Annotated in this window: 19 protein-coding genes; all 19 read right to left on the bottom strand. The window is 53.3% G+C overall.

From position 1 onward, the window contains the following. Window positions 1–95 precede the first annotated feature (95 nt). The gene (locus tag BM258_RS18810; protein WP_090074776.1) at window positions 96–1574 is read right to left on the bottom strand and encodes a mannitol dehydrogenase family protein; all 1479 of its coding nucleotides are present in this window, start codon (window positions 1572–1574) and stop codon (window positions 96–98) included. Next, complete coding sequence (locus tag BM258_RS18805; protein WP_090074862.1) at window positions 1562–2335, bottom strand: L-iditol 2-dehydrogenase; 774 nt, start codon at window positions 2333–2335, stop codon at window positions 1562–1564. Before BM258_RS18805 ends, BM258_RS18810 begins: the two co-directional genes overlap by 13 nt. Next, window positions 2332–3342: an ABC transporter ATP-binding protein gene (locus BM258_RS18800; protein WP_090074775.1), complete on the bottom strand. Its 1011-nt coding sequence runs from the start codon at window positions 3340–3342 to the stop codon at window positions 2332–2334. Before BM258_RS18800 ends, BM258_RS18805 begins: the two co-directional genes overlap by 4 nt. A gap of 9 nt (window positions 3343–3351) precedes the next feature. Then, window positions 3352–4188 carry a carbohydrate ABC transporter permease gene (locus BM258_RS18795; protein ID WP_090074774.1) on the bottom strand — a complete coding sequence of 279 codons (837 nt, stop codon included), beginning with the start codon at window positions 4186–4188 and terminating at the stop codon, window positions 3352–3354. A gap of 11 nt (window positions 4189–4199) precedes the next feature. Continuing rightward, the gene (locus BM258_RS18790; protein WP_090074773.1) at window positions 4200–5138 is read right to left on the bottom strand and encodes a carbohydrate ABC transporter permease; all 939 of its coding nucleotides are present in this window, start codon (window positions 5136–5138) and stop codon (window positions 4200–4202) included. A gap of 164 nt (window positions 5139–5302) precedes the next feature. Further along, a complete protein-coding gene (locus BM258_RS18785; RefSeq protein ID WP_175528157.1) occupies window positions 5303–6598 on the bottom strand; it encodes an ABC transporter substrate-binding protein in 1296 nt (431 codons plus the stop codon). A gap of 96 nt (window positions 6599–6694) precedes the next feature. Further along, window positions 6695–7729, bottom strand: a complete 1035-nt coding sequence (locus tag BM258_RS18780; RefSeq protein ID WP_090074771.1) for a LacI family DNA-binding transcriptional regulator — start codon at window positions 7727–7729, stop codon at window positions 6695–6697. A gap of 247 nt (window positions 7730–7976) precedes the next feature. Continuing rightward, the gene (locus BM258_RS18775; protein WP_210186814.1) at window positions 7977–8999 is read right to left on the bottom strand and encodes a TRAP transporter substrate-binding protein; all 1023 of its coding nucleotides are present in this window, start codon (window positions 8997–8999) and stop codon (window positions 7977–7979) included. 383 nt (window positions 9000–9382) lie between these two features. Then, window positions 9383–11323, bottom strand: coding sequence for an FAD-dependent monooxygenase (locus BM258_RS18770; protein WP_090074770.1), 1941 nt, complete (start codon window positions 11321–11323; stop codon window positions 9383–9385). A 135-nt stretch (window positions 11324–11458) separates the two neighbouring features. Beyond that, window positions 11459–12313, bottom strand: coding sequence for a 3,4-dihydroxyphenylacetate 2,3-dioxygenase (gene hpaD, locus BM258_RS18765; RefSeq protein WP_090074769.1), 855 nt, complete (start codon window positions 12311–12313; stop codon window positions 11459–11461). 62 nt (window positions 12314–12375) lie between these two features. Beyond that, window positions 12376–13689, bottom strand: a complete 1314-nt coding sequence (locus BM258_RS18760; protein WP_090074768.1) for a TRAP transporter large permease — start codon at window positions 13687–13689, stop codon at window positions 12376–12378. A 1-nt stretch (window position 13690) separates the two neighbouring features. Then, complete coding sequence (locus tag BM258_RS18755) at window positions 13691–14191, bottom strand: TRAP transporter small permease (RefSeq protein WP_090074767.1); 501 nt, start codon at window positions 14189–14191, stop codon at window positions 13691–13693. Further along, window positions 14188–15213 (bottom strand): TRAP transporter substrate-binding protein, encoded by a 1026-nt coding sequence (locus BM258_RS18750; RefSeq protein ID WP_090074766.1) that lies wholly within the window; start codon window positions 15211–15213, stop codon window positions 14188–14190. Before BM258_RS18750 ends, BM258_RS18755 begins: the two co-directional genes overlap by 4 nt. Window positions 15214–15365: 152 nt before the next feature. Then, a complete protein-coding gene (locus tag BM258_RS18745) occupies window positions 15366–16127 on the bottom strand; it encodes an aldolase/citrate lyase family protein (RefSeq protein WP_090074765.1) in 762 nt (253 codons plus the stop codon). An 11-nt stretch (window positions 16128–16138) separates the two neighbouring features. Then, window positions 16139–16939, bottom strand: a complete 801-nt coding sequence (gene hpaH / locus BM258_RS18740) for a 2-oxo-hept-4-ene-1,7-dioate hydratase (RefSeq protein ID WP_090074764.1) — start codon at window positions 16937–16939, stop codon at window positions 16139–16141. Beyond that, a complete protein-coding gene (locus BM258_RS18735; protein ID WP_090074763.1) occupies window positions 16933–17811 on the bottom strand; it encodes a fumarylacetoacetate hydrolase family protein in 879 nt (292 codons plus the stop codon). The genes hpaH and BM258_RS18735 overlap by 7 nt, the downstream gene beginning before the upstream one ends. Window positions 17812–17822: 11 nt before the next feature. Beyond that, on the bottom strand, window positions 17823–19274 hold the full coding sequence (locus tag BM258_RS18730; RefSeq protein ID WP_090074762.1) for an NAD-dependent succinate-semialdehyde dehydrogenase: 1452 nt from the start codon (window positions 19272–19274) through the stop codon (window positions 17823–17825). Between the two features lie 59 nt (window positions 19275–19333). Further along, the gene (gene hpaD, locus BM258_RS18725) at window positions 19334–20314 is read right to left on the bottom strand and encodes a 3,4-dihydroxyphenylacetate 2,3-dioxygenase (protein WP_090074761.1); all 981 of its coding nucleotides are present in this window, start codon (window positions 20312–20314) and stop codon (window positions 19334–19336) included. A 125-nt stretch (window positions 20315–20439) separates the two neighbouring features. Then, a complete protein-coding gene (gene hpaE, locus BM258_RS18720; RefSeq protein ID WP_090074760.1) occupies window positions 20440–21948 on the bottom strand; it encodes a 5-carboxymethyl-2-hydroxymuconate semialdehyde dehydrogenase in 1509 nt (502 codons plus the stop codon).

The raw sequence follows: 21948 nt of genomic DNA, 5'->3' as shown, positions 1-21948 counted from the left end.
GTTTTTTTGCTGTGATTGGCACGTCTACGCGAGCGCCTAATACAAGAAAGCCCTGCAATAGCCACGAAAGCTAAGGCAGGGCCCCAAGATAGTGGTCATCGATGCAAATATGTCTGCAAGACGCTATCTACACCATCTTCAGCGAGACATATTGCCCACCGGATGAATGCCTCCCGGAAAAGATCATTCTGGGCGATATCCCCGTAATACTGTCGCTGGTTCAGCCAGTTTGTCGGGTCATCAACCGATGCTTCTGCCACCTTGTTCAGTGCAGCCCAGTTGGGATCATTCGGTTCAATCACAGAGCCGTCTTCTCGTTTGCCATAACAATAGCGCATCCACAAAGCGCTCATCAGCGCCAATCCGTCTATCGGCTGGCCATTTGCCAGCGCATCACGAATGGACGGAATGATGAAGCCCGGTTGACGACTGGAGCCGTCAAAGGCAACACGGCGCGTCGTATCAACAATTTCGGGATTTGAAAAACGGGCTTCAATAAGCTCGAGGTATGAAGATGGCGTCATGTCCGGCACGGGCTTTACATTTGGCAACACCTCACGCTTCATCGTATTCAGCAAAAATGCCCGAATAGCTTCATGGTCCATGCAGCCAGAAATGGTCTTGATACCGAGCAGATCACCTGACATGGAGATTATCTGGTGGCCTCCATTAAGGATGCGCAATTTCATGGTCTCATAGTCATGGACCGACGGTGCAAAGGTAGCTCCGGCCCTATCCCAATCTGGGCGACCTTTGCAGAAGTTATCTTCGATAACCCATTGCCTGAAGCTTTCGTGGGTTACAGGCACTGCATCATCGATGCCGAAAGAATGAACCAACGCCAATTCCTTGGCCCCAGTGGCTGGAACGATGCAATCGACCATCGAATTGGGAAATGTGCAATGCGTCTCGATCCAGTCGGCAAGATCCGCATCTGACAATTTGGCGAGCGAAACAAGGGTGCGCTTCAATATGCCTCCATTGCCTTGCAGATTGTCACAGCACAAGCCGGTAAAGGGGCCGGTTCCCGCCTCCCTTCTCTGCTTGAGCGCTGCAATCATGGCCCCAAAAGCGGTTCGCGGGCTATCTGGGTTGGCAGCATCATGCTCCATATCAGGATGTGTGGCGTCAAACTGTCCTGTCGCCGGATCGAGATAATATCCCCCTTCTGTGACAGTCAGAGCGACAATCCTGATATCAGGTTGGGACATGCGCTCGATAAGCGGGCGATTGCCCTTTTCGACAGGCACATAGTCAATCATCGACCCGGTGACTTCGGCGGACTTCTCCTTGGGGTCCAATCTGATGAGCGTGGTCAGAAAATCCTGTGCCACCAACCGCTCTCTTTGCGCCCTGTCATGATCGCGCACGCCAGCGCCGACAATCGCCCAGTCCTTGGCCAGCCCCATCTCCATCAAGCGATGCAGATACCATGCCTGATGCGCCCGATGAAAATTGCCAAGACCGATATGGACTATTCCGGCAGAAAGGGTTGAACGATCATAGGTCGGAGTTTTAACGCACGAAGGTATATCTCCAAGAGTGTCATTTCTAAGCGGGATCAGCTCAACCATTGTCCACCATCCACATTATAGGTTTGTCCGAGAATGTAATTTGCTTCATCACTCGCGAGAAAAATGGCCATACCGACCAGATCGTCTGCACGCCCCATGCGCCCATAGGGAACCGCCGCATCGACCTCCTTTTTCTTCTGGCCGGGTGCCTTCTGCTCGAGATCGGCAAAGAAACTATCGACACCATCCCAGTGTTCGCCGTCGACCACACCGGGTGAAATCGCATTCACATTGATGCCGTGTTGGATGAGATTGAGCCCGGCAGACTGGGTGAGCGAGATCACCGCTGCCTTCGATGCGCAGTAGACGGACACAAGAGGCTCGCCTCTTCGGCCTGCCTGACTGGCCATATTGATGATTTTGCCCTTGATGCCCTGCGCGACCATGTGGCGAGCAACGGCCTGCATCGTAAAAAGCGTGCCAGCGACATTGATATCAAAGACCCTTTGAAAATCCTCGCGCCGGATCTCGGTGACAGGTGCGGCGGTAAAGAGGGCTGCATTGTTGATTAGAATATCGACCTGCCCCAACGTCTTGACTGCGGTGTCTACTGCAGTCTCAATGCTTTGCTGGTCTGCCACGTCCATTTCAACTGCGTGCGCCTTGCTACCTATGGCATGCGCACTGCTTCTAGCGCGTGCGCTATCAATATCGGCAATGACCACCTCTGCGCCTTCACTTGCATAAGCTCTAGCAAAGGCGAGCCCTATTCCGCGCGCAGCACCGGTAATCAGCGCCTTTTTCCCTTCAAGACGGTTCATGAGACCCGATGCCCCTCGCTATCGAATTTATGGATCTGGTCCATTTGGGCGGAGAGATAGACGGTGTCCCCATGGTTGATTTTTACTTCTCCACCAGCCCGAACGGTCATCGGGTCGCATCCGTCAATGCCATGCACGTGGATGAAAGTGTCTGAGCCAAGATGCTCGGCGACGCCGACCTTGCCTTGCCAGACATCGCCCTCACCTTTCGGGCAAATCTGAACATGCTCGGGACGAACTCCGATTGTATGAGCGCCCAAGGTTCCGGCTTTTTCTCCATCGATGAAATTCATCTTGGGAGAGCCGATGAAACCGGCCACAAACGCGTTGCGGGGTTCTCTATAAAGATCGAGCGGAGAGCCGACCTGCTCAACCCTGCCCGATTGCAACACAACGATCTTGTCCGCCATCGTCATGGCTTCAACTTGATCGTGGGTGACGTAAATCATGGTCGTTTTGAGCTTCTTGTGCATTTCGCTGATTTCAAGGCGCATCCCCACACGCAAGGCTGCATCAAGGTTCGACAAGGGCTCATCAAACAGAAACGCCGTAGGGTCCCGCACAATGGCCCGCCCGATCGCCACGCGCTGGCGCTGGCCGCCCGAAAGCTGCCCCGGTTTACGATCGAGATAGTCGGTGAGGTTGAGAGCCGTCGCTGCCGCTTCAATGCGCGTATTTTGCTCGGCTTCGTTCATTCCGGCCATGCGCAATGGAAAAGCGATATTCTTGCGCACAGACATATGCGGATAAAGGGCATATGTCTGGAAGACCATGGCCAGCCCGCGCTTGGAAGGGGGAATATTGGTAACATCCTCCCCATCGATCAGAATACGGCCCGACGTTACCTCCTCCAGACCTGCAATCAAGCGCAGGAGGGTTGATTTCCCGCAGCCCGATGGCCCGACAAAAACCACGAATTCACCATCCTCGATGGTCAGGTTCAAGGGCGGGATGACTTCCAGATCACCAAATTTTTTGGTGACATTTTCCAAGACTATACGTCCCATCATTTCCTCCTACTTCACGGCACCAAAGGTCAGACCTTGGACCAACTGTTTTTGACAGAACCATCCCAGCACGATGATCGGCCCGACAGCCGCAGCCGACACCGCAGACAAACGTCCAAAGAAAAGCCCTTCGGGCGCACGATTGCCCTCGATCAGTTTGGAAAGGGTTGCAGCTTCCGTGGTGGTTAGACGGACGGTCCAGTAGGCTTCATTCCAACAGAAAATGAAGCAGAGCAGCGCGGTAGAGGCGATGCCACCCCATGCCAGCGGAATGAGGATCTCCCTCACCTCCCCCCATGTGCTCACGCCATCCATCTTGCCTGCTTCGATAATCTCTCGCGGGATTTCCTTGAAGTAGGTGAACAGCATCCACACCACGATCGGCAGGTTGATGAGACTGAGCACCAGGATCAGCAGGAAGTGCGTATCGAAGATGCCGAGGAAGTTCTTGGTAAGAAAGGTCATCGGATAGAGCACTGCGGCCGCAGGCAACATCTTGGTAGACAGCATCCACATCAGCACGTCCTTGGTGCGTCGGCTTGGGTTGAAAGCCATTGCATAGGCAGACGGAATTCCAACAACCAATGTGAAAATTGTTGCAAAAACCGATGTGATGACCGAATTGGCCGCAAAGCGCCAATAGTCGTAGTTTTCCGTCATGTTGATGTAGTTATCAAGCGTTGGCGTAAAGGAGAATAGAAACTCCGGCTTGACCGCAACAGCATCCGTCTTGAAGCTTGTCAGGATCATCCAGAAGATGGGAAAGAAAAATAGCAGGCCGACCAACCAGGCAAGAACGGTACGACTTGTCTTTGAAAATCTGTTTGTTTCAGCAACGATAGCCATGGTTCAGCTCCTTAATCCATCAATGTCTTGCCAATCATGCGCAGCAGAAAAATCGCCACGATATTGGCCAAAATGACGGCAAAAATCCCTGTTGCGCTGGCTGCACCAATGTTGTTATTGGCGAACTCGCCGATCAGATAGGGAAGATTCTTGTTTCCGTTTCCGCGACTAACGATCTCGATTTCCGCATAGAGCGAGAGATGAAAGATCGCCTGTATCATCACGACAATCGCGATAGGTCGCCCAAGATGCGGCAGGGTGAGAAAACGGAACTGCGACCATGCCCCCGCGCCGTCCAATACGGCGGCCTCTTTTTGCTGTTGATCCTCAGACTGCAAAGATGTCATGAAAATCAAAACCGCAAAGGGTGTCCATTGCCATGTGACCATGATGATTACGGCGTAGGCTGAGGTCTGCGTAGCCCTAAAGGAAATCGGCTCCAATGTTGGCCACAGCGAGAAGAACCAGCCAACGAGCGGCGCGTCCTTGAGCAAGGTGATCAGGTCGTTGATCCCTCCGATGGCAATACCCTGTAGCCCCAGCACCGGGTCCAGGATCATGTTGATCCAGAGAACCGCGTTGACGGCTGGCATCACGAAGAAGGGAGAAATCAACAAAACCCTTACAATGCCCCGCCCCGGAAAGGCCCGATTGATCAAAATGGCAATCAGAACCCCTAGTGTAACGGTCAGGAACAGAATGCTGCCAACAATGAACAGACTATTTTGAACCGCAAACCAGAAGTCCTTTGCATCGAGAACAAACTCATAATTGCCGAACCCGCGCCAGTTGCTCAGCGCAGGAGTTGTCCATTCAGGCCGACGCAAATTATTGAGAACGTATCGAATGAACGAGAAATAAAGCGTCATGCTCAAAGGCACCAGCATCCAAACCAGCAGCAGCAAAACCGCTGGGGTCTGAAGAAGCCGCGCAAGCTTTCTTTTGGACATATCTCACCCGTCCCTGCGAATGACCCCATTCGCATCCCATAGTGCGGGCATGTTGGGCTCGGGCCGATACCGCAACGCACTGCGATCGCCGGAGCCTTTTCAACCCATAATTTTGTAAATGTGAAGGTCGATCATGGCCGACCTTCACTGATGTGAGGAGATGGTTATTCGAAGTATCCGGCTTCTTTCATGATGGATTCGGCCGCATCTTGAGAGGCTTCCAAAGCCTCATCGACGGTTTTCGCACCAGAGAGAGCGGCAGCCATGTCTTGAGCGACAGCAGAACCGACCTCGGGAAACTCCGGAATGGCAGCAAACTGCACCCCGACATATGGCTTCAGATCCGTTGCTTCAGGCGCGGCGGATTCAATCGCAGCAAGTTCTGCCGAAGCGAAGTTTGCTGCGGCCTGAAATTCGGGATTTGCGTAAGTTGATTTGCGCGTACCGGTTGGTACAGCCCCCCAGCCAAAGTCCGGATGGTTGGCAACGGCCTGAATATAGTCCTTGGATGTTGCCCACTCGATAAATGCCTTGGCTTCTTCTGCCTTGTCTGTCCCGGTAGGAACAGCCATTGCCCATGCCCAGAGCCAGTTGGCTCCAACAGGGTTGCCAGCATTTGGAGACTGCGCATAGGCAACCCCGTCAACTTCAAGGAATGAGGCCGCAATGGTTGCATCGATCCACATGCCACACTTGCCTTCATTATAAAGCGCAAGAATTTCATTGAAGGAGTTGCCTTCCGAACCCGGAGGGCCGTAGGTGCCAAGGAGATTGACATAGAAGTTAATCGCTTTGTGCCACGCTTCAGTGTCAATCGTAGGCTTGAAGTCTTTGTCGAACCACGCGCCGCCGAACGAGTTCACCATGGCCGTGATGAAAGCCATGTTGTCGCCCCACCCCGGTTTGCCGCGCAGGCAGACGCCATACACGCCTGCATCTGGGTCATGGATTGCCTTGGCCGCAGCCAGAATATTGTCCCAGCTGTCATTGTCGGCAATTGTTACGCCCGCAGCATCCGTCAGGTCCTTGCGATACATGACCATTGAGGACTCGCCGTAGAATGGTGCTGCATATAGCTGACCATCGTAAGACAGGCCGTTGCGAATGGCCGGAAGCATGTCATCGATATCGTAATCGTCACCGAAATTCAGCGGCTCGATCCAACCGGCTTCCCCCCAGATTGGCGCTTCCTGCATACCGATATTGATAACATCATACTGGCCTCCTCCGGTCGCCGTGTCCGAGGTTACCTGCTCACGCAGAACCCCTTCTTCGAGCGAGACCCAGTTGAGCGCCACACCGGTTTTCTCGGTGTAGGCCTCGGCCACTTTCTGCATATTGATCATGTGACCGTTATTCACGATCGCGATTGTCAAGGATTTGTCCCCATCCGCAGCAAAGGCTCCGGTTGCGATAAGAGTCATGGCCGTCGATAGGCCCAATAGTGTTTTGCTAAACATCCAATCTTCCTCCCTAGATTGTGGTGAATAGGGAGGAAATAGAACATGACGATATCGCGCGGTCAACTAATTATTTACGCGCGTAAACATTTAGGATTAGGCTGACTTGCGCATAATCAATTTTCCTTCGAAGAAAGTATCGGGCCTGACCTCCGTGGTCGTTTCACTTTTGACAGATTCCAGAAGGACTTCGACAGAACGACTAGAAATTGCATCATAGTCTTGGGCTATTGTCGTGAGTTGTGGATAAGTAAAACGGGAAAACGGGTGATCGTCCTGCCCAGCGACACGGATATCCGCATCAGGAGCCAAACCGACCTTCAGACCCTTTTCATGACAGGCCGCAAGAAACCCGATTGCCAGACGATCATTGCTGCATAATACCGTACGGGATTTGAAAGCCCCAGAGGCAAGTGCGCGCAGCCCACCCTCATATCCGATATCCTCAAGCGCCCATCCCTCACCATCAATCTGAACAATCTCCGGCTCTAGCCCATGATCTTTCATGGAATTGATATAGCCTTGCCGTCGTTTGCGCGAGTTGGGATTGGGTGGCGTTTTCATTTCAAGAAGCGCAGGAGGTTCACCACTCCGGTAGAGATATTCAACCATCAAAGTCGTAAACTGGGCATTGTCCGATCCAACGAACGCCATCCCTACATCTTTGATATTGCTATCGAACAAAACGGTTGGCACATCCTGACAAAAGGCGGCAACAGCGTCTTGGTTCGACAGGCGGCCAAGTGGTGCCAACAAGACCCCGGAAGGTTTCATTGATCGAAGAGCATCAAATATCTTGCCCTCATGCTCAGCAGAGCCATTCGAGCTGAAAAGCGATGGAGAGTAGCCAGCAGCAACACATTTCTGCTCAAGATTGCGCACCATCTCCCCGAAAAAGGGATCCGACAGATAGGGAACAACAATGCCAATCGTTTTCGTTAATCGCCGGTTCTGGTTGATGGCGTAGATATTGGGGCGATAGTCAAACCGTTCCAGCGCCTCCTCGATCTTTTTGCGTGTCGAGGGCCTGACGCTATTCGGGTCATTGAAGAATTTGGAAACGGTCGGACGCGACAAGCCGCTCGCCTCTGCGAACTGTTCCATATTGCGGATTTTGGGTGTGCGGGCCATTTGTCTGCATCTCATTCTTGTCCTGACAAGGGAAGCACAAAAATTTTACGCGCGCAATTTTAATATTTCCTCCAATAGAACTTCGTCATCAAACCATTGCACAAAACAAAAAACTTCGCGCTCTGAATGAACCAGCATTGCTGTTGCTCAGGACACTAAAAACCCGCCAGAGATTGTCTCTCTGGCGGGTTGAAACCAAAGCAAAGCGCCTTGTGACTAACCCTATAAGGTTGAAGAGGCGGACGCGTTAGTTAGACGGCCTTGCAGTCTGCATCTTGGCCAGAGCTTCTTTAGCATCGAACCCTTGTGCTGTGACGGCTTCTACCCACGCTTTCTCAAGCGGAGTGGCAACGGACAGAAGGTGATCAAGTACTGCGCCATCCGCCGAATAGACATTGATTCCGGCATCGCTGGTCGCTTCGAAGCCCTCCGCATCTTTCTCGTCCCATGCCTTGCCGGCCAGCTCAGAGAAGGCCAGACCGGAAACAGACATGATTGCCTCCTGATCTTCCGGGGAAATGCCTTCCCATTTGGCCTGGTTCATCACAAGGAACCATGAGGTGTTATAAAGCCCGCCACTAACGGTCATCACGTCGGTGAGATGCTTTTCCAGTTTGAAAGCCAGAAGCGAGTCCAACGGCATGCAAACACCGTCAATCACGCCGCGCGTCAGCTTTTCATAGACCTCGCCTGACGACATGAACAGCGTTGTGGCGCCCATACCTTTTAGCAGATCTGCAGGATAGCCCCCCGGAGTACGCACCTTAAAGCCGGCAAAATCGCTCGCCGCCTCGAAATGCCTGTCTTTGGACAGAAGCGCGCCCGGACCGTGGGTGAAAAGACCAAGGACATGCGTCCCTTCATGTTCAGCGGCAGCGTCGAGATCTTCGGTGTATACGGTCCAAAAATTCTTCGAAACGCTCACGGCATCATTGCCAAGAAAAGAGAACTGACCGACGCGAGACCTAAGGAACCGGCCATCGTTGATAAAGCTGTGTAGACCATAGGTTATGTCAGCCACGCCATCACGTGCCATGTCGTAATGGGCGGGTGGTGCGCCTAGCGGCTTGGCCAACACACGGATTTTCACACGACCTTCGGTGACCTCTTCGACCTGCTTTGCCCACGGCTTGATCGCCCCCACGACCAACTGATGGCGCGGCGGTAGCCAGCTTGAAAGAACAAGCTCTGTTGCCGCAAAAGCAGGCATGGCTGTCAGTGTGGTGACGAGGGCTACCCCGCCAAGAATAGTGCGTTTGATGATGTTCAACTGTGATCCTCCCAGATTGTCAATTGGGAAGCCGCGTGTTTACGAGGTTCCTCTCCTCGCTCACACCACAACAGGCTCCCTCCGGATTAATACTTAACATGTTAATTTTAAATTAGACAAGTTCAACCTTCGCGGTAGCTCTTTAGCATTGGCGACGACCGGATAAGGTCACAAGAGCACCAACAACCGGCGGGAGAAGCGCGCGCCCACCTTTAAGCTGATTGAAAAGTACAGGCTATACGGATGATTGGGAGTGTGGACCCCAGACGCCATCTGACGCGGACTTGCCCTGATCGCACAGGAGGCCGAGGCCGTATTATGCAGATCCCTTCTATTCTGAAGGGATCTGCTTGTCCGACAAACGAATGTTTAGAGTAATGGTCTTACTGCCCGCGCTGATCCAGCATGAATACATCAAAAAACTCAGTGAGTTGATCATGCGCATCGAGAGGCAAGATAGTCGCAATATGCTGGTCTGGTCTGACCACGACCACACAGCCCTTGGATCGATCAATGCCGCGCATTTCATAGACGTCCTTGCCCAGGTCGGTTTGAAACACTTTCTCGTAATCCCGCAACCCGTATTTACCTTTTGCTGGCCACAGATAGTCCTGTAGGTCGTGCATGGATAAGTCCTGCTGCTGGAAGACGGAGTACGTGTCGATGACCGCATCTATATCCGCCCCTTTCGGAGTGTATTTCTTCACCGGCGACTTTTCATTGTTGGCAAGAAAATCAACCAGCCGGGCAGAGGCCGAAGTCGGCTCTATTGGCGATTGCGTGTCACCAAACACAAACAGGCGCCAACGACCATCCGCCTTCACCAGATGCCCCAGATGTTGGCTCCGGCCGTCTGCCACGCGCGTAGCTTCAGCAGAGTGGAACCGCTGTCCTATATGAAAGCCCGTTGCCAATTCCTGATTTTCCTGCCCGGTGCAAATGTATGACGGGTAGTATTCGATTGACGTCCCAGCCACAAAGCCGCTCTGACGCTTCATGAACGCTTCAATCTTGGTGGTATCAATCTTGGCCTGCTCGGAAGCGTCCCCTGCAACGGGGCGCGTGGCAACCAATTTTGATAGCTCACGATCAGCGTCAATCAGTTGTTGCGCAACCTTGCGACGCTCCGTGCCATAGGTGCTCAAAAGCTTTGGATCGCTGCGACCTTGCAGAACAGCGGCCAATTTCCATCCAAGATTGAAGGTGTCTGGCAGCGAGGTGTTTAGCCCCCACCCACCTTTCGGGCTATGAGTGTGGCAGGCATCACCAGCCACAAAGGCACGAGGAATAATGTCATCTGAGCAGCCAATCGGTCGATTATCAAAGCGGTCTGCAATGCGCTGGCCTACCTCATAGATGGACCACCAGGCGACCTCTTTCACATCCAGCTTATATGGATGGAACACCTTCTGCGCCTTCGCGATCAGATCCTGCTCGGTCAGTTTGACATCTGCCACGCGTTTATCTTTGCCCAGCAGATCCAGCTCCACATAAAACCTGCAAAGATATCCACCTTCCCGCGGAATCGTCATGACGGCCCCGTGGTCATGAGATTGGAGGAAACTCTTCACACGGATATAGGGAAAATCCGTCTTGAGAAGAATATCCATGACGCCCCACGCCTTGTTGGCAGATTCCCCCTGAAGCCGAATATCCAAGGCTTTGCGCACACTGCTTCGCGCCCCATCGCTCCCGACAATATAACGGGCCTTGATGACCTCTTCTGCTTGCTTGCCTTCTTTATCGGTGCGCTTGAATGTGGCCGTGATCGGATATGCGTCCAAGTCCTGTGTCAGGCTGTCATCAATCTCCAAGGAGACCAGTTCGCGGCTGTAGTGCGGGCGCAAAGCGGTGATGGAGTTTTTCATACCATCCAGCAAGAGCTCATGAAGGCGTGCCTGATTGACGATCCCATGAGTAAACTCGGAAAGTCCGGCTCTCGCGTCAGGAATTTTATGAGTCAGTTTGATATTCTGCGGATTTTCCGGATCCGGTTCCCAAAATGTATTTTGTTTCAGCTGATAGGTTTCTTTCACGACCATTTCGCTGCTGTTAAACGCTTCCATAATTTCCATAGTGCGAGAAGAAATGCCATCAGCACGTCCGAACAGAAGCGGACCGGGCTCTTTGTCGACAATGCAAGTGGTTATGTCTGCAAACTCGCTCATCTGACGCGCCATGGTCAGACCTGCGGGACCAGTCCCCACAATCAGCACGTCAACTTGAGCCGGCAGATCTTCAATCGGTGGGTTCGGATATGGTTTTCTAGCAGCATCGGGAATCTGATAATTCCCCGGTTTGAAGCCATTTAAATGAAATTGCATGAGGTTTCCTCCCAAATCAATGCAGCTCACTTGTGCTTTAAAATACTGATCTGGCCCGGTGAAGGGCCAAACCGAGACTGCGCGTGATGACCCGGGTCCCCATGTCCCGGGCATCTGTTTTCCTTAGGCAGCCAATCAGTCGAGAGAAAAGACGACATTGGTTTGACCAGTGCCTGAAGACGGGAAGTATTCGGTGATCACTTCTCCTCTGCCCTTATAGTCTTTCCAACCAAGGGCGCCAAAAAGCATGATGGTGTCATGCATATCGCCCTCGCCGTCACAATATTTTGCATAGTCGGGCAGCATATCGAGAAAGAGCTCATTCTCGCCATTTTGCCACATCTCAAGCACTCGACGGTCCACGACCTCATTGAATTTGGAAGAGATGGTGAAGGTGCCGTTATTCTCGGCATAGATATCATTGGGCCAGATCTGATGGCTGAGTGAGCCGGAGGCGATTAGCGCAACCTTTGAATCGGACTTCTCGATTGCCTTGCGGATCGCCAATCCCAGCCTGCGCGAGCTTTCAAGGCTGTGCACGGTACACATGGCTGCAACGGAAACTACTTTCAAAGCAGCGTCTGCGTTCATGTAGCGCATCGGAACCAACGTGCCATATTCAAGGTCAAGGCTATCGACCTGATGGCTCAGCGTATAGACATCATCCTCTCGCGCAGTCTCCGCGATCAAGTCGCCGAGCGCCGCGTTTCCTTCATATTCGTAAGGCAGATCCTTGATGAACTGGGGAAATTCATGCGAAGTGAACATCCCTTTGAAGCGGTGATTGGCGTTGACATGATAGGCCGCGTTAACAAGCCAATGGGTATCGAGCACCACAAAGGTATCCGCTCCGGCTTCGCGTGCCCGGCGGCCGATCTCGGCATGCCCATCAATGGCGGCCTGTCTGCAGCCTTTCAATTTTGTATCCCGTTCGGACATGACCATGGTTGGTACATGTGTGACCTTGGCGGCCAATACGATTTCACCCATAGCTTTTCCTCCCTCTACGGTGAATGGTGTGCACCCGCTCCCTCACTTCCTGCGGCCCCGGCCTAACCGGCGACCAATAACAGCGAAAGAACGGGAAAGAAAATCAGCAGCAGAAGCCGCAGAATATCGGCGATCCAGAACGGCAGAATGCCCTTGAAGATGGTCTTGAGCGAAACATCGGGCAAGGTCGCCTTGAGAACGAAAACATTCATGCCAATGGGGGGCGTGATCAGCGAGATCTCGGTGACAACAACTACAATGATGCCAAACCAGATCAAGGCGAATTCCGTGTCAGACAGCAGATCCATGCCGAAGTCCAACTGATACATCAGCGGATAGAAGATCGGAACGGTCAACAGGATCATGGAAAGGCTTTCCAGCACAGTGCCAAGAAGCAGATAGATGATGATGATCATCGCCATGATGATCCAGGCATTGACCTCAAGAGAATCAATGAAATATGCCAACTCATCGGGTAGTCCGGCAAGGTTGATATAGTTGGAGAAAACCTCCGCGCCAATGATGACAAGAAAGATCATGGCTGTGCTTTCCGCCGTATCCATCAATGCGCGCCAGACTTCCTTTACCTTCGCATGACCGGTTGCAACGACCATAAGGAGCGCCATACCAGAGCCCATGCCTGCAGCTTCAATCGGAGTAAAGAATCCGCCATAGATACCGATCATGATAAAAGCGAACAGTGCGACAGACAGGATGACACCATAGAGGCCTTCGACCGGATGATCGTCAATATCATAGGATTTTGGAGCCAGCGATGGATTCAGCTTGACAGCGACCCAAACCGCAAGAACATAGCCCAACAATCCTATGATCCCGGGGATGATGCCAGCCAGAAACAGAAGGCCGATATCGCTTTCGGTCAAAATCCCGTAAATGATTAGAATAACCGAAGGCGGAATAAGAATACCGAGTGTACCACCTGCAGCGATTGCCCCCGAGGAAAGGCTGTCGGAATAGCCAAATTTCCGTAAGGATGGCATCGCAACCTTTGACATTGTCGCAGCCGTTGCGAGCGACGATCCTGATACGGCCGAAAAGCCGCCGCAAGACAAAACCGCAGCCATTGCCAGACCGCCCGGCAGGCGCCTGACAAGACGCTGGGTTGCCGAAAACAATCCAGCAGCGACGCCCGAATAGGCAAGCAGATTGCCCATGAAAATGAACAGCGGAATAACCGAAAGCGAATAGGAAAATACCGTATCGAATGCCGTCGTTGAAACCATGATCAAAGACGCATCGATGCCGCGTAAAAGAGCAAATCCAATGGTCCCAATCACAATCATGGCGATCGCGATTGGGACGCGAAACATGGCAAGCGCCAACAGCAGAGCCGTTGCAATGAGAGGTTCGGTCATATCAAAACTCCTGGCGTTTGCGCATTGGAACGAGCACAATCAGGCCGCTGACCAGATAGGTGATGGCTCCAAGTAAAGCGGCAGGCCAAACCGGCAACGAAAGATCGTTGGTCACAGCGCCGTCTTCGAACAATTTCAAGCCATGCTCCCCAACATTCCAGCTGAGAACAAAGAACACAATTGCCGTAACCGCGGCCCCGAAGCGCCCTATCCGTAAATAGGTCTCGGAACTCCAGAAATGGCTTAGTAGGTCTACCTCCACATGACTGTCCTTGAATGTAGTCATGGGCAGAGCCGCCAGCACCAGATCGGCAAGCAGGATCTGGGTCAATTCAAAGGCGCCGGGCAATGGGGCGTCAAAGAAATAGCGCCCGATAACGTCGATCACGGTGACCGCCACGAGTGTGAGCAGGAAGGCCGCAGCCATTGCAGGCAGAACACGTACGATGATGAAGCGAAGCCCTTTAAGGGGCTTCGGGTGTTTACGATGAGCGGCCATCATTTGTTTGGCTTTACAGTTTGCATGCTCGCAAGAGCAGCGGCGGCATCGTAGCCTTGCGCCTCAACAGCTTCGATCCAAAGTTTCTCAACGCCAGCCGAGACGTCTAGGATTTTGCCCAAAACGGCTTCGTCTGCTGCATAGACAGTGATGCCAGCCTTCTTTGTGGACGCTAACCCCTTGGCATCGGCTTCATCCCAGGCTTTGCCAGCCAGTTCAGAAAAAGCCTCACCGGAAATCGACATGATCGCGGTCTTGTCTTCATCTGAAATGCCATCCCATTTGGCCTGGTTCATCACCAAAAACCAGGAGGTGTTGTAAAGCCCACCGGGAACAGTCATGACATCGGTGATGTGCTTATCAAGTTTGAAGGCGCGGACTGAATCCATAGCCATGCAAATGCCGTCAATCACACCGCGCGTGAGTTTTTCATAAACTTCACCGGATGACATGAACAATGTGGTCGCGCCCACCCCTGACATCAGGTCAGCGGGATAGCCCCCCGGAGTTCTGAGCTTAAACCCCTGAAACCTGTCCGGGCTGTCAAAATGATAGTCCTTGGAAAGCAGCACGCCGGGACCATGGGTAAATAACCCCAAAAGCTTAGTGCCTTCATGTTCCTTGGCTGCCTCCAGCTGACCACCATAGATAGTCCAGAAATTCTTGGAGATTTCGGTCGCACTCTTGCCAAGAAATGAGAATTGCCCAATACGAGAGCGCAGGAAGCGATCATCTTTAGTGAAACTGTGAAGACCGTATGTGATATCTGCGACACCATCTTTTGCCATGTCGAAATGCGCAGGAGGTGCCCCCAGAGGCTTTGTAAGAACGCGAACTGTCACACGCCCTTCAGTAACCTTGTCCACTTGTTTCGCCCAAGGCTTGATGGCTCCCATGACCAACGGATGCCGTGGCGGCAGCCAGCTGGACAGAACCAGTTTAGTTTCAGCACTTGCACCACCACTAGCGAACATGGAAACAGCAAGCATAGCCCCTGCAAGAAAATTACGTCTGGAAATGGTCATTGATATTCCTCCCCCTGTGACCGCCTGTGATCAAATCGGTTTGATGGACAATCTCTCCTCTAAAGTTCGCCGCTCACAGTTCAAATTTTTATTTAACTTGTTAACAATATAGCAGAGTTGGTTCTGCTTTCCATTGCCTACATTTGTCGAATTCAAGCAAAATTCTTTTGTAAGGCCACGAGCCCTGCGCGCATAACACCGACATCGGAGCCAACGGCCAGAAACTCGACCCCCAATTGCTTGTAGCCCTGTGCAAGAGATTGATCGGACGTCAAGATTCCTGCTGCTTTGCCTGCTGCCTGAATGCGTTTGAGCGTATCGGTGACGATCTTCTGCACCTCTGGCGCTCCCGGACGCCCCAAATATCCAAGATCTGCAGCCAGATCAGCTGGCCCCACAAAAACGCCATCAACGCCTTCAACGGCAAGAATGTCATCAAGAGCATCAAGCCCGGCCCGGCTCTCGACCTGAAGCAAAACGCAAACCTCTTCGTTGGCGGTTTGTAGATAGTCGGCAATGCCATTATACTCAGAAGCACGAGCCAGAGCCGCCCCCACGCCTCTTACCCCATGTGGTGGATATTTCGCCGACCGAACGACCTCGGCAGCCTGCTTGCCGCTTTCAATCATCGGAACAAGCAGAGTCTGAGCCCCGATATCAAGCATCTGCTTTGTCTCGGCCCGATTATCATCGCGTGTCCTGACCACAGCCTGCGTCTTTGCACCAATTGAACGGAGCTGCGCAAGCGTATCGCGCAAACCGTTTGGCCCGTGTTCTCCATCAATCAGCAACCAGTCAAATCCGGTTCCGCTGCACAATTCAGCGACAGACGGATCGCCCAGACCAAGCCAAAGGCCGATTTGTGTTTCACCTGCCTTGAGGCGCGTTTTGAAGATATTCTCTGGGGCTGGCATGGGAGCCTCCTTCATTCAAAATTTACAGTTACATGGCCGAAATCGCCATAATCGGCAGCAATGCGCGTGCCGGACGGACATTCGATAGGCGCGATGAAAGAGCCGGCCAAGACAACCTGCCCTGCTTCGATGCGCTGGCCATAGTGCCCCATCCGTTCAGACAGCCAGACGATGCCCATGACCGGATCATTCAGCACAGCAGCCCCAAGGCCCGTGGCCGTAACTTCATCATTCTTGGTCAGGATTGCGCCCACCCACCGAAGGTCATACGCCTCGGGTGCATGGCGCTGTTCTCCCAACACGATGCCACCGTTGGCGGCATTATCTGAAACCGTATCGAAAATCTTTCGGGTCTGACCAGTAGTCGCATCTTGCCTTGCAATCCGCGTATCCAGTATCTCCAGAGCTGGAGCGACATAATCGGTCGCCGCCAGAACATCCTCCCGACTGACTTTTCCATCCAGTGGAGCTTTCATGATGAAGGCAATTTCCGCTTCGATACGCGGCTGGATAAAGCGGGTCGCCGGTATGGACGCCCCATTCTTAAAGTCCATATCGTCATAGAGAACCCCGCTGTCCGGCGTGGAAATGCCTAGAGCATCCTGCATGACCTTGGACGTCAGACCGATTTTCCAGCCGATGATGGACCGGCCCTGCGCCTTCTTGTGCGGCATTTGAGCGGCCTGAATGGCATAGGCATCGTCCAAAGTAATGTCAGGATATTGAACGGAGAGCAGACCAATCTGTTGCCGTGTCTGTTCTGCCTTCAGCAAATCTGCTGCTGCGCTTTGAATAGCGTGTTCACTTAGCATTGTTCATCCTCCACGCCATTGCGAAGCAGGCCAATGCCTTCTGCTTCCACTTCGATCACATCGCCCGGCTTCAACCAGACAGGAGGATCAAATCGCGCGCCAGCCCCAGTGGGTGTTCCGCACACGATGACATCGCCAGGAACCAAAGTGCAGAAGGTGGACACATAGGCAATGATATAGCGGAAGCTGAACATCATCCGAGACGTGCGGTCCTGTTGACGCATTTCACCATTGACCCGGGTTGTCAGTTCAATGTCATCCAATTGATCGGCTGACCGGAAAGGCACAAGCCAAGGGCCTATGGCGCCCGAGCTGTCCCAGTTTTTTCCTTGGGTGACATTGAATTTGGCATGGCGCACCCAGTCGCGAATGGTGCCCTCATTACACAGGGTCAGAGCGGCGATATGGTCATAGGCATCCGCTTCAGCGATCCGCCGCCCGCCCTTGCCGATGACAATGGTGACTTCGCCTTCATAGTCGAGCTGCGGGCTTTCCGGCGGCCGCACGAGATTGCCTTCATGACCAGTAAAACTGCGCGGAAAGCGAATGAACATCGACGGCTTGGACGGGGCGGCCTGCCCGTCCTTGTACTCGGCATTGCGATCTGGGAAGTTGACCCCGATGCAAATCAGCTTTTCCGGCTTGTCGATAGGAATGAGATAGTCGACATCCTCTTCTCGATAAGCAGCAGAACGCCCTTCCGCTGCCTTGATGAGCTCTTCAAGTGCTCCGGCTTCGATGACTTCCTTGAGGCTCGGAAAACGCGTTCTGAACTCTGGCGTCAAATCGATAATGCCTTCATCCGTTACCAAGCCATAGCGATCGGAACCATTGGCATGAAAGGCCGCAATGCGTGCGGGAATAGATTTCATAGTCAGCCTCCTCAGGCTATTCCGCCGAAGCAGAGATATTTGATTTCAATGAATTCCTCGATGCCATAACGGGACCCTTCCCGCCCGAGGCCAGAGGATTTGATGCCGCCAAACGGCGCTTCAGCTGTCGAGATAAGACCGGTATTGATGCCGACCATTCCATATTCAAGTTGTTCCCCAACCATCCACGCACGCGCCAAATCGCGCGTATAGAAATAGGAAGCCAAGCCGAATTCGGTGTCGTTTGACATGGCAACGACGTCCGCATCCTCTTCAAATCGGAACAGCGGGGCGACAGGGCCGAAGGTTTCCTCCGAAGCGATCGCCATATCCTGTGTCACGCCGGTGAGGACCGTTGGTTCAAAGAAGGTGCCCCCAAGTGCATGGACTGAGCCTCCACACATGAGGCTTGCCCCTTTGCTTGTGGCATCTGTGATATGTTCCTCGACTTTGGCAATGGCTTTGTCGTCAATCAACGGTCCGAAGATCGTGTCTTGCTCCAAACCATTTCCAACCTTAAGGGTCGACAGTTTTGCAGCGAGCTTTTGTGCAAAAGCCTCATAGACGCCGGATTGGACATAGATCCGATTGGCACAGACACAGGTTTGGCCATTGTTGCGAAACTTTGAGATGATCGCCCCTTCAACAGCGGCGTCCAGATCCGCATCATCGAACACGATGAATGGCGCATTGCCTCCAAGCTCGAGCGCCAGCTTCTTGACCGTTGGAGCGCATTGTCGCATCAACTCCACCCCCACCGGTGTCGAGCCGGTAAAGGTCAGTTTACGAACCTTTTCACTGCCGGTCATCACAGCCCCAATGGCTCGCGCAGGCCCGGTAATGACCGACAGCAAACCATCAGGAAGCCCTGCCCGTTGCGCAAGGACTGCGAGCGCAATGGCAGAAAAGGGCGTCTGCTCGGCAGGTTTGAGAACCATGGCACAACCGGCAGCCAGCGCTGGGCCTGCCTTGCGTGTGATCATGGCGTTGGGAAAGTTCCACGGCGTAATCGCTGCAACGACACCAATCGGTTGCTTGATGACAACAATCCGCTTGTCCTCGGCATGACCGGGGATCACATCGCCATAAACCCTGCGCGCTTCTTCGGCGAACCACTCGATGAAAGATGCGCCATAGAGGATCTCGCCCTTCGCTTCCGCCAGCGGCTTGCCCTGCTCCAATGTCAGGATCAGCGCCAGATCATCCGCATTCTCTATCACGAGATCGTACCAGCGCCGCAGGATAATCGATCGTTCCTTGGCTGTTTTGGCAGCCCAGAGTTTCTGCGCAGCGTCTGCGGCCTTGATAGCTGCCTCTGTTTCAGCGCCTCCAAGGCTTGGGACACAGCCGATGGTCTCGCCCGTCGCCGGGTTGGTGACCACTATTCCCGTATCGTCCGCAGGTATCCAGTGCTCCCCAACGAGAGCGGCCTGCTTGAGCAGTGACGGATCTTTGAGCATCAGTTAGTCCTCATTTCGAACTGCCCGGGAAGGGCCTTTGTGGCCCATCCCGAACCATCAACTCACGGGGCGATGATCGGGCTTGCTGCCATATCGCTCTGTTTTGGCTCAAGGTCTTCAAACAGAGAGCCATGTTCGAACCAGGACCGTGGAGCCGGTGCACCCCAAAGGGTCTGGCGCTGTGGATCTTTGAGGTCCCATTTGATGGCCTCCAGATCGGGATCAACAGTTTGATAATCAGAACAATAGATCTCGATGCGGTGCCCATCCGGATCAAGAATGTAGAGGAAGAAGGCGTTGGAGATGCCATGGCGACCCGGGCCGCGTTCGATATTGCTCACATAGCCAGTGGTCGCCATCAGATCGCACAGATCGATGATGTTGAGTGGGGTTGGCACCCAGAAGGCGGTGTGGTGCAGGCGTGGCCCCAGACCATTGGTAAAGGCGATATCATGCACGCCGCCCTTGCGATGCGTCCAGGCAGCCCATAGTTTGCCGCTTTCCTCGTCCTCGGTATATTCCGTTACACGGAAGCCAATTTCATTGTAGAAAGCCACACTCTCATCAACCGAAGATGAGAAGCAGTTGAAATGATCGATGCGTAGCGGCTTCACGCCCTTGTAAAGTTCATATTTTTGATGAATTGGAGCAAGGCGATCCATCTGGAAATAGAATTCAATCGGCATGCCGAAATTGTCGACGGTAGCGAGAGTGCGCCCCTGATAATCGCGTTCGACCCATTCAACCGGATGGCCTTTTTGTTTAAACCAATCATGTGCCTTGTCCAGTTCGTCCTCGGAAAACACCTTGAAGGACAGGCTTTGTACATCGCTTTTGTCCGTTTTGCTCAGAACAAGGCAGTGATGGCCACGCTCTTCCAGAGCACGAAGATAGATTGCGCTATCCGTCTCATCGGTGACCTGCAGGCCGAGAGTGTCTACATAAAAGCGACGACTGGCGCTGAGATCCTTGACGCCGAAAACAACGTGGCTCAGGCGTAGAATGTTAAAAGGCGGATACAGATTTGGTGCTGGAATAGGCATGTTTCTCTCTCCCCTGGACACATATAGGTGTCCTGTATTTTGTCTTGCGGCTCTCACTGGAACGCTTGATTAACAGTAGTCTGGGGCAGGTTTGCCTGCCCCAATGTGCTCTTGGGTTGAACGGGTCAGCCCAACCGAGGCACTTTGTGATGTTGTCTTGGGAAGGAAACATTGACGGTTTCCATATAGAAGTCGAAGGACCAGTCCCCACCATCTCGCCCGATGCCGGATGCTTTGACGCCCCCAAACGGCGATGGCAAATGACGCACATTTTCCGAGTTCACCCACATCATTCCCGCCTCAAGGCTGTCGGTCATGCGCATGGCGCGATCGAGATCACTTGTCCAGAGATAGGCCGCGAGGCCATACTGGACATCATTGGCAAGGGCCAAAGCCTCGTCTTCATCCTTGAATGGGATGGCAGTCAGAACGGGACCGAAAATCTCTTCCTGTGCAATGGCCATGCTATTGTTGGCACCGGTGAACAATGTTGGGCTAACAAAGCAGCCAGCCTCACCGACCTTCTCGCCACCAGCTGCAATGGTTGCCCCCTCTTCCCGCGCCTTTGAGAAATAGGACAAGACCTTTTCCTCGTGGACCGGATGGATGAGCGGCCCGACGACGGTTTCAGGATCAAGCGGATGCCCCACCTTGATGCTCTTGGCAACGTCTGCCACCTTGGTCGTGAACTCTTCATAGATGCTCTCCTGCACCAGCAGGCGCGAGGATGAGGTGCAACGCTCCCCATTCAGCGAATAAATCATGAAGGTTGCTGCGTTTACTGCGCGATCAAGATCGGCGTCATCAAACACGATTACCGGGTTCTTGCCACCAAGTTCGAAATGGAACCGCTTAAGGGTATCCGCGCCCTGACGCATGATGTGCGAACCGGTGCGACTTTCTCCAACAAAGGCAATAGCCTTGATGTCCGGATGCTCGGTCAAAGCACGACCGGCACCGTCGCCAAACCCGTTGACAAGGTTGAGGACGCCTTTCGGCAACCCAGCCTCTTCCGCGATCTCAACAAGAAGCTTGGCCGTCATGGGCGAAAATTCAGCAGGTTTGTGCACCACGGTGCAACCAGCGGCGAGAGCCGGAGCAATCTTCCAGGTAGACAACATGAAGGGTGTATTCCACGGCGTGATCACACCGATCGGTCCGATCGGCCGGCGCGAAGTCACATTCATCTGATTGGGATTACGAAGAGCCACCCCGTCTTCGGCTGAAGGGGCCTGGTCGGCAAAGAAACGAAAGTTTGCGGCACCACGAACAGCAGCCTTCGACATGAAACGCAGGGCCTGCCCTGTATCCATGCACTCGGTAAAGGCAACTTCCTCGGCCCGGGCTTCAATGGCTTCCGCAACCTTGATCAGGATGGCCTTTCGTTCCTTTCCGGGCATTTTTGACCAACTGACAAAGGCGTCCTTGGCAGCTGCGACAGCCGCATCGATGTCGGACGCATCCCCTTTGGCGACTTGCGCCAGAACAGAGCCGTCCACCGGGGAGATGGTCTCAAATGTATCGCCAGTATTCGCAGGGACACTGGCCCCGGCGATATGGTTCATCACACCAGTCTCACGGAATTTCGCAAGATATCCCTGGGCTTTGGATAGATTCTCATCAAGAGCGCTCAT

The sequence above is a fragment of the Cohaesibacter marisflavi genome, from assembly GCF_900115225.1.
Classification (GTDB): Bacteria; Pseudomonadota; Alphaproteobacteria; order Rhizobiales; family Cohaesibacteraceae; genus Cohaesibacter; species Cohaesibacter marisflavi.
Note: the sequence above shows the minus strand (reverse complement) of the source record. Positions and strands in the feature narration are given on the sequence as shown.

Excerpts from the sequence above, each read along its gene's own strand:
- BM258_RS18735 (WP_090074763.1), bottom strand. The coding sequence starts at position 17,811 with ATGAAATCTATTCCCGCACGCATTGCGGCCTTTCATGCCAATGGTTCC.
- BM258_RS18755 (WP_090074767.1), bottom strand. The coding sequence starts at position 14,191 with ATGATGGCCGCTCATCGTAAACACCCGAAGCCCCTTAAAGGGCTTCGC.
- hpaH (WP_090074764.1), bottom strand. The coding sequence starts at position 16,939 with ATGCTAAGTGAACACGCTATTCAAAGCGCAGCAGCAGATTTGCTGAAG.
- hpaD (WP_090074769.1), bottom strand. The coding sequence starts at position 12,313 with ATGGGTGAAATCGTATTGGCCGCCAAGGTCACACATGTACCAACCATG.
- BM258_RS18745 (WP_090074765.1), bottom strand. The coding sequence starts at position 16,127 with ATGCCAGCCCCAGAGAATATCTTCAAAACGCGCCTCAAGGCAGGTGAA.
- hpaE (WP_090074760.1), bottom strand. The coding sequence starts at position 21,948 with ATGAGCGCTCTTGATGAGAATCTATCCAAAGCCCAGGGATATCTTGCG.
- BM258_RS18805 (WP_090074862.1), bottom strand. The coding sequence starts at position 2,335 with ATGAACCGTCTTGAAGGGAAAAAGGCGCTGATTACCGGTGCTGCGCGC.
- BM258_RS18810 (WP_090074776.1), bottom strand. The coding sequence starts at position 1,574 with ATGGTTGAGCTGATCCCGCTTAGAAATGACACTCTTGGAGATATACCT.
- BM258_RS18790 (WP_090074773.1), bottom strand. The coding sequence starts at position 5,138 with ATGTCCAAAAGAAAGCTTGCGCGGCTTCTTCAGACCCCAGCGGTTTTG.
- BM258_RS18760 (WP_090074768.1), bottom strand. The coding sequence starts at position 13,689 with ATGACCGAACCTCTCATTGCAACGGCTCTGCTGTTGGCGCTTGCCATG.
- BM258_RS18780 (WP_090074771.1), bottom strand. The coding sequence starts at position 7,729 with ATGGCCCGCACACCCAAAATCCGCAATATGGAACAGTTCGCAGAGGCG.
- hpaD (WP_090074761.1), bottom strand. The coding sequence starts at position 20,314 with ATGCCTATTCCAGCACCAAATCTGTATCCGCCTTTTAACATTCTACGC.
- BM258_RS18750 (WP_090074766.1), bottom strand. The coding sequence starts at position 15,213 with ATGACCATTTCCAGACGTAATTTTCTTGCAGGGGCTATGCTTGCTGTT.
- BM258_RS18770 (WP_090074770.1), bottom strand. The coding sequence starts at position 11,323 with ATGCAATTTCATTTAAATGGCTTCAAACCGGGGAATTATCAGATTCCC.
- BM258_RS18800 (WP_090074775.1), bottom strand. The coding sequence starts at position 3,342 with ATGGGACGTATAGTCTTGGAAAATGTCACCAAAAAATTTGGTGATCTG.
- BM258_RS18795 (WP_090074774.1), bottom strand. The coding sequence starts at position 4,188 with ATGGCTATCGTTGCTGAAACAAACAGATTTTCAAAGACAAGTCGTACC.
- BM258_RS18785 (WP_175528157.1), bottom strand. The coding sequence starts at position 6,598 with ATGTTTAGCAAAACACTATTGGGCCTATCGACGGCCATGACTCTTATC.